A 13,160-nucleotide genomic window follows, 5' to 3' on the forward strand; every position below is an offset into this window, starting at 1 on the left:
GCAGGCAGTTTCGAGAGTTGGCTTCATTGATCTCCAGGCTGGAAGCTCCGATGTGTGAGGCTGCCGGCGGAACCAGGCTTGTTTCATAAGACGGGGGCCCGGATAAGTATAAGAGTACCCAATTTGTGGAAGGAGGAGGTGTCAGCCATGCCGTGGAGAAACGGGGACTATCCCCCATCCATGAAGAACATGGATCCGCAGATCCGCCACAAGGCCGTCGAGATCGCCAATGCCCTGCTGGAGGATGGACATGAAGAGGGACGGGCGATCGCCATCGCCACAGCCAAGGCCAAGGAGTGGCACGAGGCGCATGGGGGCGGTGAAGCCAGGGATGCGCCGAAATAGCCTGCAGTAGACGCCGGCAGGTTCAACACGGTCGAGAGGGCAAGGACCCTTGCCGGAAGGCGGCCATGACGGATGCATGATGATGAATCGGAGCAGTGACCCATAAATCCCAAATTCATTCCTTGTTCTATAACCGAAGGGAGAGATAATCATGAGCACGACGCAGAAAGAGAAAATGACGATGCCCGCACAGCACCAGGACCGCCAGCCCGGCGTGGAAAGCGAGATGACGCCGAAGCCGGTGGCCAAGGACCGCAAGTACAAAGGCAGCGGCAAGCTGCTCGGCAAAGTGGCGATCATCACCGGCGGGGACAGCGGGATCGGCCGCGCCGCGGCGGCCTGCTATGCTGCGGAAGGCGCGGACGTTGCGATCATCTACCTGAATGAGCACGACGACGCCAAGGAAACGCAGCGCCTTGTGGAAGAGGAGGGGACGCGCTGCCTGCTGATCTCAGGCGACATCGGCCAGGAACCCTTCTGTTTCGAGGCCGTGCAGAAGGTCGTGGAGACATTCGGCAAGCTCGACATTCTAGTGAACAACGCGGCGGAGCAGCATCCGCAGCAGTCGATCACTGAGATTTCGCAGGAGCAGCTTGAGCGCACGTTCCGCACGAACATTTTCTCGATGTTCTACATGACCAAGGCGGCGATGCCGCATCTGAAGGAAGGCGCGGCCATCATCAACACCGCTTCGATCACGGCATACCGCGGACAGCCGACCCTGCTCGATTATTCGTCGACCAAGGGGGCGATCGTCGCTTTTACCCGCTCTCTCTCGATGAACCTCGCGGACAAAGGCATCCGGGTGAACGGCGTAGCGCCGGGACCGATCTGGACACCGCTGATCCCCTCGACCTTCGATGCGGAGAAGGTAGCGGAGTTCGGCGGCTCCCAGCCGATGAAGCGTCCGGGTCAACCGGAGGAGCTCGGGCCGGCTTACGTGTTCCTCGCTTCGGACGACTCGTCCTACATGTCCGGCCAATTCCTGCACATCAACGGCGGCGAGATTATCAACGGGTAAGCATCCCCGGACCCAAATTACAGATTGAAGCATGACCTAACGCTTCAGCATCCCGAAGCGTTCATAGATTCATCACCTGCGCGCATCCAACCCGGTGTGCGCCGGGAAAGGCTGCCTGACGGCGGCCTTTTTTTTATTATAAGGCGTGCCCAGCTAAGCACGCATCTTCTAGCCGGTGAAAGTCCGGTCGCGGGAGGGGCCAAGCCCCCGCGTAGCTTGGATACTTGCGTATGGCGAAATCTGTACGTAAAAGCGTATCGACGGAAGTGCTGTCAGAGACAGCGCGAGCAACATGTCAGGCCGTAACATGAAGTGAATCCTGCCGCGTCGTCAAAAAGGCCTCGCAAGAGGGAAAAGAGGAAGCCGAGTCTCGCCTATAAGGACGAAGGCCAAGGAAGCTGTATGGAACTTGGAGCTGCAGCGAAGAATCTTCCGGCGTATAGGGAGCGGCATGACATGAAAGAGGATGCAGTGAACTGGGGAGACCCTCCCCTGCACGGGAATTTTTTTTTTGAACCCGTAAAGAGACTCTCTATAAGCATGCACGGCGAAATGAGCAGTCTGCAGGAAGGGAGTCCGAGGGGCTCATACTACCGGGGAACGCAGGACAACACAATCTGCGGGAGGGAAGGGGCTCTGCTTTGTTCATGTTTCTTAAGGAGGTACGAGTCAGTGAATGCCAAGCGGCTAACGACACCAAAGGAAAACGTTCAACAACTCCAAGAGAAACTAGGTCATGCGGCCAAGGAGAATAAGAAGCGTAGATTCCATGCGCTCTATGACAAGGTGTATCGGATGGATATTCTGAGGGAGGCATGGAGGAGAGTACGAGCCAATAAAGGATCGGCTGGAATCGACGGAGAGACACTGGCGGACATAGAGGAACAAGGAGAGAACGTCTTTTTGCACGAATGTCAACGAATCCTTAAAGAAGGCAAGTACCATCCGCAGCCGGTAAGACGGCGCTACATTCCGAAGAAAGATGGAAAGCAAAGGCCGCTGGGTATCCCCACCATCCGAGACCGCGTCGTACAGATGGCAGCGAAACTGGTCATAGAACCGATCTTTGAAGCGGATTTCCAGGAAGCTTCGTTTGGATTCAGGCCGAAGCGAAGCGCCAAGCAGGCGCTGGATCGTATCCGAAAAGCATGCAACCGTAAAGGGAATTGGGTGGTCGACGTCGACATCCAAGCTTACTTCGATAACATCAATCAAGAGAAGTTGATGAAGCTGATGGAAATGCGAATTAGTGACAGGCGCCTCTTGAAGCTGGTAAGAAAGTGGCTGAACGCGGGTGTCATGGAGGAAGGAATGATTCGACGCACGGATCTGGGAACGCCGCAGGGCGGAGTCATCTCTCCCCTTTTGGCGAACATCTATCTGAACTACTTCGACATCCTGTGGGAACGACATGGGAGCGGACTGGGGGAACTCACACGATATGCCGATGATCTGGTAGTAGTGTGCAAAACAAGGAAAGAAGCAGAACGAGCCTACCAACTGATCCAGACGATTATGGAACGGCTCGATCTTACCCTGCATCCCATCAAGACGCGCCTTGTCGGGTTATGGACAGGAGAAGAAGGGTTTGACTTTCTCGGCATGCACCATCGCAAAACAAAAGCGGAAACTTCCCAAGGGAAGGTGTACTACACAACCCAGCAGTGGTTAACCCGGAAAGCGGAAGAACGTATCCGGGAGGTTGTTAAAGAACGTCTCGCACCGCCGAAGATGAGACACAAGTCATTCGCCGAACATGTGCGGTGGCTGAATCCAAAGATTCAGGGGTGGAGGAATTACTACTACACAGCCTACAGCCAATTAAAGCTGGCCAAACTGGACTGGTACATTTTGCAAAGGTTTACGAGATGGTATGCCAAGAAGAGGCAACGTGCGAGGTGGGGGAGTTCGCTTCAAGAAGTAAGGTTTCTGACCAGGCAATATGGACTTAAAGCGCTTTTGTGATCTGCATGCACATGAATGACGAACATCGGAAAGCCGTATGAGGGAAAACCTCACGTACGGTTTGATGAGGAGGGGCAGAAATTTTCTGCCCTTTACTCTAGAATTTATATCTCGCGCTTGATCCCGTCATCTTATATTCCTTATAAACGTGTCTCATCTCTAAAGGACGGCGAAGCCGTTTATCTTGTTCCGGTTCACGGCTGTGCCAATGGTTTCTCTCCTCGTCACGGAACACAATGAATTCCCTTACAGGACTCCCTCTCCTTCATTTTCAGCAAACTTCCAGCTGAATTTCATCTTATCTTAAGCTTTCTTCACGATTGATTCACAAATACAAGCTATCATGAAGCCTATAGAAAAGAATTTACGCAGGTCCTTTCAGGAGGGGAACACACACAATGGCATTACCACAACGCAAAACTTGGATTATCGCCGGATTGGCCGTGGTGCTGGCCGGAGGGGGCACCTATGTTTATCTCCAGCAAAAACCGAAAACTACGGCGGCCGTAAATCAAGTGAAAACGACGGATGTAAAAAAAGGCGAGATCCGCTCCACGGTCTCCGGCACGTCGCAATTCGAAGCCAGAGATCTGCAGAACATCATCGCTCCAGTGGACGGGACGATCAAGACGCTGAATCTCACCCGCAACCAGGCGGTCAAAATGGGGGATGTGCTCGTGGTCGTCTCCGACCCGGAGCTCGATAACGACCTCAGCGAAGCCCAATCGACGCTGGCTACGCTCGAATCGGATCTGGCCGATCTCCAGGCCGAGCAGGGCAGCATGACGATCACGGCGCCCATCTCCGGTGAAGTGACGCTCTCAAGCAATATTGATGCGGGGGGCAGCGTGAACAAATCGGGCCGTGTCGCCACGATTACGGATACATCCGTGCTGACGGTGAAGCTGCCTTTCCTCGTGGATGATGCGCTTCAGCTCAAAGCGGGCGACGAAGTGGAGCTGGAAGCCGATGGATTCTCTCTCAGCCGCACAGGCAAGGTGCTTTCGGTCAGCAAGCAGGTCCGCGGGGATGCTGCGGGGAACAAGCTTGTAGACGTAGAGATCGAGATTGAGAACGACGGGACGCTGGACGAAGGCATGAACGTCGAAGGCTCGGTGCGGATCGGCGGCCGGGAAGCGGAGTCGACGGCGAAGGCTGCGCTGGCTTATGATGAAGTCGAACCCGTATTCGCAGCGGCGAGCGGAACGATCCGCGACCTTAAGGTGAAGACCGGAGATACGGTCAAGAAGGGGGCCGTGCTGGCGGTGCTCGGCAGCGACACGCTCGGTGACGACATCGAAGACAAGATCACGGCTATCGATAAGCAGAAGCAGCAGATCGCGCTGCTTGAGGAACGGCTCGCGAAGCTGACGCTGACGGCTCCGTTCGACGGGGTGTTCTCGACCGACTTTGCGGATAAGAAGAAAAACGTGCTGGCGAGCTATCCGGTCGGTTCGAGCATCGAAGCCAATACAGTGCTCGGGGGCGTGGCCAGCCTGGATACGATGCAGCTGCCGATTCAAGTCGACGAGCTCGATCTGCCGAACGTCAAGGTGGGGCAGAAGGCCGAAGTCACGGTCGATTCCATCACCGGCAAGGTGTTCGAGGGCGAGGTCAGCCAGGTGTCTACCGTAGGAACGACGACCAACGGCGTAACTTTCTTCGACGTGGTCATAACGGTAAAAAATTCAGGTGAGCTGCGCAACGGTCTTACGGCCACTGCGGAGATTCTCGTCCAGGATAAGAAAGATATCATTACGCTCCCTGTCGAAGCGCTGCAGCGGGCCAAAGGCAAGCGGACGGTCACCGTACTGAAAGCGGACGGCAGCAAAGAACAGCGTGAAGTGAAGACAGGCATCAGCAATAAGACGACGATTGAAGTTACCGAAGGGTTGCAGGAAGGCGAGAAGGTCGTGATTCCGGTCCGCCAGAGCACAACGAACGGCTCCCAGGCTGACATTGAACGGATCCGGCAGATGATGCAGCAGGGCGGCGGCGCAGGAGGCTTCCCGGCCGGCGGTGCCGGCGGATTCCCTGGCGGCGGCACTGGAGGAACGGGCGGGACAGGCGGACAGCGGTAAGCGCGGCGCACGGAAAGGAGATACGCAGGTGGAAGTCATGATCGAATTACGCAACATATGCAAAGAATACGCCCGCGGCGCCGAGAAGCTCCGGATCCTCGATGATTTGACTCTGGAAGTGGAGCGCGGCGACCTGGTGGCGATAGTCGGGCCCAGCGGTTCCGGCAAATCGACCCTGATGAATACGATCGGGCTGCTCGACGTGCCTACTTCGGGCACCTACAAGCTCGACGGCGTCTCGACGGAGAAGATGTCCGACAACCAGCTTGCCGAGCTGCGCAACAAGAAGATCGGGTTCATCTTCCAGCAGTTCAACCTGCTGCCCCGGATGACGGCGATCGAGAACGTAGAGCTGCCGATGATCTATTCCGGCGTGCCGCCTAAGCGGCGCAGGGAGCTGGCGCTCGAGATGCTGGAGCTGCTCGGCATGGGCCAGCGCGGCCATCACAAGCCGAGCGAGCTCTCCGGCGGCCAGCAGCAGCGTGTGGCGATAGCCCGCGCCCTGGCGATGTCGCCGGCCCTGCTCCTGGCGGATGAGCCGACGGGAGCTCTTGATTCCAAGACGGGCATTGAGGTGCTCGAGCTCATCAAGAAGCTGAACGAGCAGGGCAACACCATCGTCCTCATTACGCATGACCTGCACATTGCGGAGAATGCGCGCAGAGTCGTCTCGATCCGGGACGGCCGGATCGTCTCGGACATCCGGAACGCTCCGATTCCCGGGGCTCCTGCCCGCGAAGTGAAAGAGGGCGTGACGGTATGAAAGCTTCAGAACTGATCCGCATGGCGCTCCGCACGGTGGTCTCCTCGCCGATGCGGACCATGCTCACGATGCTCGGGGTCATCATCGGCGTCGCCTCCGTCGTCACGCTCGTATCGATCGGGCGGGGGACGACGGCCCAGATCGAGAAGCAGTACGAGGCGCTCGGCACCAATATGATGGTGGTAAACGTCCTTGGCAACGGCCGGGCCACGCAGCTCGATTATGACGAGCTGATGGAGCTCGAACTCCTGCCCGAATTCTCGGCAATCGCTCCGACGATGACGAAGAGCTCAAATGTCAAATACGACCGTACGCAGGCCACCCACAATGTCATTGGTACGAATGACCGTTATATCGACATCATGAAGGGCGAAGTGGCCGACGGCCGGTTCCTGGTCGATGCGGATTCGGAGCTGCGCAGCCGCGTGGCCGTCCTCGGCAGTGAGATCGCCACCGAATACTTTGGTACGGAGGATCCGATCGGCGAGACGATCAACATTGACGGCGTCGTCTTCGAAGTCGTCGGCAAGCTGAAGAGCAAGGGCTCCAACAGTACCGGGAATTCGCTGGACAACTCGGTCTTCGTTCCACTGGAGACGGCCAGACGTGCCTTCAAGCTCGGAGCGATCCGCACGACGTATGTGGAGGCGCCGAGCAACGAGGAGATCTATACGGCGCAGGCAACCATGAAGCAGTACCTGACTTATAAATTCAAAAGCGACACAGGCTTCAACCTCTCGAACCAGGATGAGCTCATGAACTCCAGGAAGGAAGCGTCAAGCTCCCTGACGAATCAGCTCATCAGCGTAGCCTGCATCTCGCTGCTCGTCGGCGGGATCGGGATCATGAACATCATGCTCGTGACCGTCAGCGAACGGACCCGCGAGATCGGGATCCGCAAGTCGATCGGCGCCAAGCGGCGCAACATCCTGATGCAGTTCCTCGTCGAGTCGGCAGTCATCAGCGGCCTCGGCGGCTTCATCGGGCTCGCACTGGGCTCCGGTCTGGCCCTGGCATGGCCGTACCTCAATCCGAAGCAGCCGACAGAGCTGTCGATGGATATCGGCCTCTATGCCTTCCTGTTCTCCGTGCTCGTCGGGATCATTTTCGGCCTGTATCCGGCGAACAAGGCTTCGAAGCTCCGTCCGATCGACGCGCTGCGTACGGACTGATGATTTGATACCAACCCTAGAACGATTGGAACACAACATGCCCCCCGGCCGGAGAGAAGGACTTTCCGGTCCGGGGGCATCCATCCAGATGAACACTGAAGGAGGATTATCCTTTGAAGAAGATATGGAACAAATCACTGCTCTACGCTTTGGCGGTCACCGCGGCGTTCGGCTCGGTGGCTCTGCCGTCGGGTGCCTGGGCCGGCAAGGAAGGCGTCTTCCTTGCGGGCGATACTTACTTTACACTGGAGCGGGCTTCGGTGGCTTCCGGCAGCTCCGCGTTGATGCAGTTCACCTTGAAGCTGCATAACGGCAGTTCGTCCGTTGTCGACTTCAACCGTTACGGCGTCCGAGTGCTGGATGCCGCGGGCAACCGCTACCCGGCACGGCTGACGGGCAAGTTCAGCGCCCGGGTTCAGCCGGGGGCCGACCAGGAGTTCCCGTTCTACTCGGAGCTTGGGAATCTCGCATCGGCTGAAGGGCTGAAGGTCGACCTGTTCGAATGGAACGGCAGCGGCACGGACGGCATCCGGGATATCGGCGCGCTGAACGCCGCCGTTGAAGCCCCGGCCGGCAGCGAGCCGGGTGTCCAAGCGACGATCTCCCTGCAGGATGCCGACACGAGTCTCGACAGTGAAGGCTTCGTGACCGTGAAGCGGGGCGAAGCTTACGAGACAGTGGAGAGCGGCAAGCGCTACCTCTACGTGGAACTCGCGTTCACCAATGACAGCGGTTCGGATCTGACACTCCCTTCTGCCCTGCAGTACCGTCTGAGGGACGCCCAAGGCTACTCTTATGAAGGCTCGCTGCTGACAGGCGACTCTTCCGTGCTTCCTCCGGGCGGTACGGTCGTGCGCACAGTCCGCTCCCTTGCTCCTTCGGCCGAGGCGGCGGCAGCCGGTGCGATGAGCTTCCAGCTCTGGACCGATGCTTCCGGCGATGAAGAGGTGCTGGCGAGCCTGCCGGTGACCGGACCTGCCGCGGCGACGGCACTTGGCGGCGAACGCGAGCTGACCGGCAGCTATGAGGGTCTGACGCTGGTGGCGGAGAAAGCGGCTTCCGCCGCACAGGACGATGAGACGCTCGTCCAGACGACCGTCACTGTCCGCAACGACACCGATAGCGTGCTGGCTCTGCCGGATCTGACGGGAACCTACCAGTTCGGCTACAACGCTTCGGAGGCGGCCACGCTGGTACGGACGACAAGTGAATCGTACGTGCAGCCGAAATCCACGGTGACCCTGCAGTTTTCGGCTCTGCTTCCAGAGGGCATCGATGCGGAGAGCGCCAGCTTGGTCGTGCGTGCGGATACCGGCACGGCTTCCACTTCCAGTACGTCAAGCTCTTCCGGCACGTCGTCTTCGACAGGGACAGGCACGGGAACGAGCACTTCGTCCGGAACCTCGGGCAGTACGTCGGGCAGTACATCAAGCACAAGCACTTCGTCTGCTACAGGCACAAGCTCGTCGGCTTCGACTGCGGGCTCCAACAGCACTTCCTCGACATCCACCACGACGAAGGCATCGACAACGTCCACCGTATCGGTGACCCGTCCCGTGATGATCGCGTCGCTGAAGGGGATCACGCGGCAGGCGAATTCACTGCAGACGGCCAAGGCGTACACGCTTGGCAATGTGATGCCGCTCGAAGCCACCTCCTCCATCGATTCGCAGCTCACCACCTCGCTAGTGGAGCTGCACGAGCATGAGAACGAGGAGTACGGCTACCGCACGGCCATCGCGAAGATCAAACTGACCAATAACGGCACCACCGCCGTATCGCTTCCGGATGTGGGGCTTGAGCTGCTGGCAAGCAATGGCCTGTCCTACCCGGGTACGCGCCAGAGCACGACGGCTTCGACCATCGCGCCGGGTACCAGCTATGTCGTCAGCTACTCCTTCATGCTTGCGGACAACGCGGGTGAAGAAGAGCAGTATGCGCTGCAGGTGACCGATGCCAAGGCGGCGGCCCCGGCCAAGCTGATGCTCGGCACGTACCAGGTGGCCTTCCAGAAGGATGATACGACTTCGGACAAGATCAGCTTCTATCCGTTCGAGGTGGGCTTCGACTGGTACACGGGCGGCTGGCTGTATAGCAGCGGAGACTATTCCTATGTGCTTAACATGTCGCTGACTGTGACGCGTAAGGATAACGTCATCATTGACTCCGGCTTCTCCGGCATCGAATTCGATCTGGTGGATGCGACGGGCCGCGTGCTCAGCACATCGACGGGCACCTTCATGGGCACCCAGAAGCTGAACTCCGGCAAGCACAAGATCACCTTCACGGATATCCAATCCGAGCAGATCGAATCCGGCACGTCGATTCATGTGTACGAGACGGTCACCACGCCGGAAGGAACGGCGAAGCGTCTTGTGAAGGTACTGAAGTAAAGGTAATGCGGTAAAGGTAATGCGGTAAAGGTGCAGTAAAGTGAAGGTTATCCATTAACCTGGACAGGAGTTCAGCATCCATCCGAAAGCCGTCCGGCTTCTTCCCCTGCGGGAAGAGACGGGCGGTTTTTTTGGCGTTTCCCGCGTCTTCATATCAAAAACACTTGTAACTTGGCATGCGATTTGTTTAGATGGGAGGAGGAAGGCTTGCTGTGCAGGCTTATTGTAAACGACCACCTCAGGAACAGAAGGAGCGTCAGAACCTGATATGCAGCAATCCCCGTTAACGGAACAAGAAACGAACAAGGGGGCCTCCTTATCCGGAGCTTCGGAACCGCCGGGCCTGTGGCAGCTCTTCACGGTCGCCCTGCGTCTTGGGCTGACCTCGTTCGGCGGCCCCGCTGCCCACCTCGGCTACTTCCGGCAGGAGTATGTAGTCCGGCGCCGCTGGCTCGACGAGCGTACTTATGCCGACCTCGTCGCCCTGTGCCAGTTCCTGCCCGGACCGGCCAGCTCCCAGGTGGGCATGGGCATCGGCCTGCTGCGCGGCGGACTCGCCGGAGCGCTCACGGCTTGGCTCGGCTTCACGCTGCCCTCCGTGCTGGCGCTGACGCTCTTCGCCTTCGCCGTGCAGGGCGGGGCGTCCGCCTCGAGTCCCTGGCTGCACGGGCTGAAGCTCGTGGCCGTCGCCGTCGTCGCGCAGGCAGTGATCGGCATGGGCGCCAAGCTGGCCCCCGACCGCTCCCGGCGGACGCTCGCCCTGCTCGCGGCCGCGGCCGCGCTGCTGTGGCAGGCGCCTTACAGCCAGGTCGTGCTGATCGCGGCTGCAGGGCTGTACGGCCTTCGGGTCTACCGCGGCGAGGGTGCGCAGGCGGAGGCCGCGCCCTCCTTCCGCATCCCCCTAAGCCGCAGGGCGGGGGCGGCCAGCCTCGTACTGTTCTTCGCCCTGTTGTTCGGACTGCCCCTGCTGCGCAGCGCCGTGGACAGCCCGTCCCTGGCGCTCTTCGATATCATGTACCGTGCGGGCTCGCTCGTCTTTGGCGGCGGCCACGTCGTCCTGCCTCTCTTGGACCGCGAGCTGGTTCCGGGAGGGTGGATGAGCAGCGAGACGTTCCTCGCCGGCTATAGCGCCGCACAGGCGGTGCCCGGTCCGCTCTTCACCTTCGCTTCATACCTGGGCGCGTCCGCTCTGGGCTGGCAGGGGGCCGTCGTCGCTACGCTCGCCATCTTCCTGCCGGCGTTCCTGCTCATTCTGGGCGCGCTCCCGTTCTGGGCGGATTGGCGCACCAGCCCGCGGGCCCAGGGGGCCCTTGCCGGCATCAATGCGGCGGTCGTGGGCATTCTGCTCGCGGCCTGGTACCAGCCGATTTGGTCGACGGCGGTCCTGTGGCCCGCTGATTTTGCCGCAGCGGCTCTATTGTACGGCATGCTCGAGTTCTGGAAGCTGCCGCCGTGGGTGGTTGTGATCTCGGGCGCCTTGATCGGCATTGCACTAGCTTTCCTGCCGGGCCTATAACTAACCAGAAGAAGGAAGAAAGGAGGGGCGTTCCATGCGCAACCGCAAAGCAGGCTATGGAGTGTGCGAAGGGGACAACGCTTACGGGTGTCCGGTCGAAGCGACGCTGGATCTCATCGGTGGCAAGTGGAAAGGGGTCATCCTCTATCACCTGACCGGAGGAACGGTCCGCTTCAATGAATTCCGCCGCCTGATGCCCGGCATCACGCAGCGGATGCTGACCCTGCAGCTCAGGGAACTGGAGAGTGACGGCCTGATCCACCGCGAGGTGTATCAGGAAATTCCGCCGAGAGTGGAATATTCGCTAACGGAGCTTGGCCGCTCCCTCGAAGGAATCATTCTGCAGATGCGCGATTGGGGAGAGAAATACCAGCGCTTGACCGCACGGACGAATTCGGGAACGGAAAGCGGGTCCTGACACGCAATGCCGCGGCAGGAATTCATCCTGCATCCCGGCCGATTCCTGATGCGTCGGCTCCTTTAGGTTTCTGCGTACCAAGAAGAAAATGCCAAAAAGCCCCGCCGGTTCGCGAGGCTTAAGACGTCGGAGGGTCCGGGGGGAGAGGGCGGACCGGCAGAAAAACAAGGTTATCCGGTACCTGGCCGGATAACCTTATTTGTTCTAGTAGAGCATGGCTAAACGTCCAATAGGGTTGGCCGGCTTCAAGGTCTCAAGGTCTCAAGGTCTCAAGGTCTCAAGGTCTCATTCCAAATAGCCATACTCCTGGAGGGGAACGATCCGACGCTCTCCTGACGGCAGGATCAATCCGCTTCCACAACCACCTTGCCGATCACGCTGCCGCTCTCGAGCAGGGTGTGGGCTTCCCGGATCGTCGCCGCGCTCAGCCCCTGCAGCTTCTTGGTCAGTGTCGTGCGCAGCACGCCGGCATCCAGGAGCTCCGCCGTCCGGTTCAGGAGCCGGTGCTGCTCAATCCGGTCCTCCGTAGCGTACATCGGGCGGGTAAACATAAATTCCCAGACGAACGAGGCGCTTTTGTTCTTAAGCAGGGTGAGGTTGAGCGGGACATCCGTCTCGACGATAGAGCAGATGCTCCCCTGCGGAGCCACGATCCGGGCCATCTGCTCCCAATGGGAGGCCGTGCTGTTCAGGCAAAAAATGGATTCCACCGTCTCGATTCCCAGCAGCTCCAGCTGTTCTGCCATGTTCCCGTGGTGATCAATGACATGGTGGGCGCCAAGCGACCGGACCCAATCCTGCGATTCGCTGCGGGAGGCGGTTCCGATGACGGTAAGGCCCGCCCAGCGGGCGAGCTGGACCGCGATGGAGCCCACCCCGCCGGCGGCCCCGATGATGAGCACCGTCCGCCCGCTTGCGGCTCCGGCTTCGGCTGGGAGGCGCAGCCGTTCGAACAGGCCTTCCCAGGCTGTGATCGCCGTCAAAGGCAGGGCGGCTGCTTCCGCGAAGCTCAGTCCCTGCGGCTTGCGGCCGACAATGCGTTCATCGACCGTCTGGAATTCGGCGTTAGAGCCCTGCCGGGCAATGCTGCCCGCATAATAGACTTCATCGCCGGCCCGGAACAGGGTGCAGCCCGGACCCACGGCCTCGACGATGCCTGCGGCATCCCAGCCGAGCACCCGCGGGGAGCTCTCGATCCGGTCCTTCGGGGCACGTACCTTGGTATCCACCGGATTGACGGAGACCGCCATCACGCGGATGAGCAGCTCGCCTTCGCCCGGGACGGGCTTCTCCACAACCACATCAAGCAGAGCTTCGGGGTGCTCTACGGGAAGATAACGATACAGGCCTACGGCTTTCATTTGATCTTGTGCGGACATGACAGGTTCATCCTTTCGGTATAGGTAGTAGTAGGAAAATCGGTGTGAATCGAACAAAACCAAGTATACCCCGGGGGAAGCTCCGGCGTAAGAACGCACATGGATGT

Annotated in this window: 11 protein-coding genes; 10 read left to right on the forward strand and 1 reads right to left on the reverse strand. The window is 59.3% G+C overall.

Annotated features, from left to right (window positions below; genetic code table 11):
- Window positions 1–147 precede the first annotated feature (147 nt).
- The 10 genes from ACP26L_RS13880 (at window position 148) to ACP26L_RS13925 (ending at window position 11,674) form a co-directional block, all read left to right on the forward strand.
- The gene (locus tag ACP26L_RS13880) at window positions 148–345 is read left to right on the forward strand and encodes a hypothetical protein (protein ID WP_426453306.1); all 198 of its coding nucleotides are present in this window, start codon (window positions 148–150) and stop codon (window positions 343–345) included.
- Between the two features lie 151 nt (window positions 346–496).
- Complete coding sequence (locus tag ACP26L_RS13885) at window positions 497–1,366, forward strand: SDR family oxidoreductase (RefSeq protein ID WP_426453308.1); 870 nt, start codon at window positions 497–499, stop codon at window positions 1,364–1,366.
- Between the two features lie 672 nt (window positions 1,367–2,038).
- Window positions 2,039–3,331, forward strand: coding sequence for a group II intron reverse transcriptase/maturase (gene ltrA, locus ACP26L_RS13890; RefSeq protein WP_426449887.1), 1,293 nt, complete (start codon window positions 2,039–2,041; stop codon window positions 3,329–3,331).
- A gap of 15 nt (window positions 3,332–3,346) precedes the next feature.
- The gene (locus ACP26L_RS13895; protein WP_426453310.1) at window positions 3,347–3,571 is read left to right on the forward strand and encodes a hypothetical protein; all 225 of its coding nucleotides are present in this window, start codon (window positions 3,347–3,349) and stop codon (window positions 3,569–3,571) included.
- Window positions 3,572–3,729: 158 nt separating this feature from the next.
- The gene (locus tag ACP26L_RS13900) at window positions 3,730–5,412 is read left to right on the forward strand and encodes an efflux RND transporter periplasmic adaptor subunit (protein WP_426453312.1); all 1,683 of its coding nucleotides are present in this window, start codon (window positions 3,730–3,732) and stop codon (window positions 5,410–5,412) included.
- Window positions 5,413–5,449: 37 nt separating this feature from the next.
- Window positions 5,450–6,175 carry an ABC transporter ATP-binding protein gene (locus ACP26L_RS13905; protein WP_426454937.1) on the forward strand — a complete coding sequence of 242 codons (726 nt, stop codon included), beginning with the start codon at window positions 5,450–5,452 and terminating at the stop codon, window positions 6,173–6,175.
- Window positions 6,172–7,347, forward strand: a complete 1,176-nt coding sequence (locus tag ACP26L_RS13910; RefSeq protein WP_426453314.1) for an ABC transporter permease — start codon at window positions 6,172–6,174, stop codon at window positions 7,345–7,347. The genes ACP26L_RS13905 and ACP26L_RS13910 overlap by 4 nt, the downstream gene beginning before the upstream one ends.
- Before the next feature lie 113 nt (window positions 7,348–7,460).
- On the forward strand, window positions 7,461–9,740 hold the full coding sequence (locus ACP26L_RS13915) for a hypothetical protein (RefSeq protein ID WP_426453316.1): 2,280 nt from the start codon (window positions 7,461–7,463) through the stop codon (window positions 9,738–9,740).
- 268 nt (window positions 9,741–10,008) lie between these two features.
- Complete coding sequence (locus tag ACP26L_RS13920) at window positions 10,009–11,256, forward strand: chromate transporter (protein ID WP_426453318.1); 1,248 nt, start codon at window positions 10,009–10,011, stop codon at window positions 11,254–11,256.
- A gap of 34 nt (window positions 11,257–11,290) precedes the next feature.
- Window positions 11,291–11,674 carry a winged helix-turn-helix transcriptional regulator gene (locus ACP26L_RS13925; RefSeq protein ID WP_426453320.1) on the forward strand — a complete coding sequence of 128 codons (384 nt, stop codon included), beginning with the start codon at window positions 11,291–11,293 and terminating at the stop codon, window positions 11,672–11,674.
- Between the two features lie 344 nt (window positions 11,675–12,018).
- Here ACP26L_RS13925 and ACP26L_RS13930 read toward each other — a convergent pair whose 3' ends face one another.
- Window positions 12,019–13,053 carry a zinc-binding alcohol dehydrogenase family protein gene (locus ACP26L_RS13930; protein WP_426453322.1) on the reverse strand — a complete coding sequence of 345 codons (1,035 nt, stop codon included), beginning with the start codon at window positions 13,051–13,053 and terminating at the stop codon, window positions 12,019–12,021.
- Window positions 13,054–13,160 lie beyond the last annotated feature (107 nt).

Origin of the sequence: Paenibacillus sp. S-38 (genome assembly GCF_049942825.1) — a bacterium.
In the GTDB taxonomy this organism is placed as follows: Bacteria; Bacillota; Bacilli; order Paenibacillales; family NBRC-103111; genus Paenibacillus_G.

What these genes read in the sequence shown, in the direction of transcription:
- ACP26L_RS13880 (WP_426453306.1), top strand. Translation starts at nt 148, where the DNA reads ATGCCGTGGAGAAACGGGGACTATCCCCCATCCATGAAGAACATGGAT.
- ACP26L_RS13930 (WP_426453322.1), bottom strand. Translation starts at nt 13,053, where the DNA reads ATGTCCGCACAAGATCAAATGAAAGCCGTAGGCCTGTATCGTTATCTT.
- ACP26L_RS13895 (WP_426453310.1), top strand. Translation starts at nt 3,347, where the DNA reads ATGACGAACATCGGAAAGCCGTATGAGGGAAAACCTCACGTACGGTTT.
- ACP26L_RS13920 (WP_426453318.1), top strand. Translation starts at nt 10,009, where the DNA reads ATGCAGCAATCCCCGTTAACGGAACAAGAAACGAACAAGGGGGCCTCC.
- ACP26L_RS13905 (WP_426454937.1), top strand. Translation starts at nt 5,450, where the DNA reads ATGATCGAATTACGCAACATATGCAAAGAATACGCCCGCGGCGCCGAG.
- ACP26L_RS13900 (WP_426453312.1), top strand. Translation starts at nt 3,730, where the DNA reads ATGGCATTACCACAACGCAAAACTTGGATTATCGCCGGATTGGCCGTG.
- ACP26L_RS13925 (WP_426453320.1), top strand. Translation starts at nt 11,291, where the DNA reads ATGCGCAACCGCAAAGCAGGCTATGGAGTGTGCGAAGGGGACAACGCT.
- ACP26L_RS13910 (WP_426453314.1), top strand. Translation starts at nt 6,172, where the DNA reads ATGAAAGCTTCAGAACTGATCCGCATGGCGCTCCGCACGGTGGTCTCC.
- ACP26L_RS13885 (WP_426453308.1), top strand. Translation starts at nt 497, where the DNA reads ATGAGCACGACGCAGAAAGAGAAAATGACGATGCCCGCACAGCACCAG.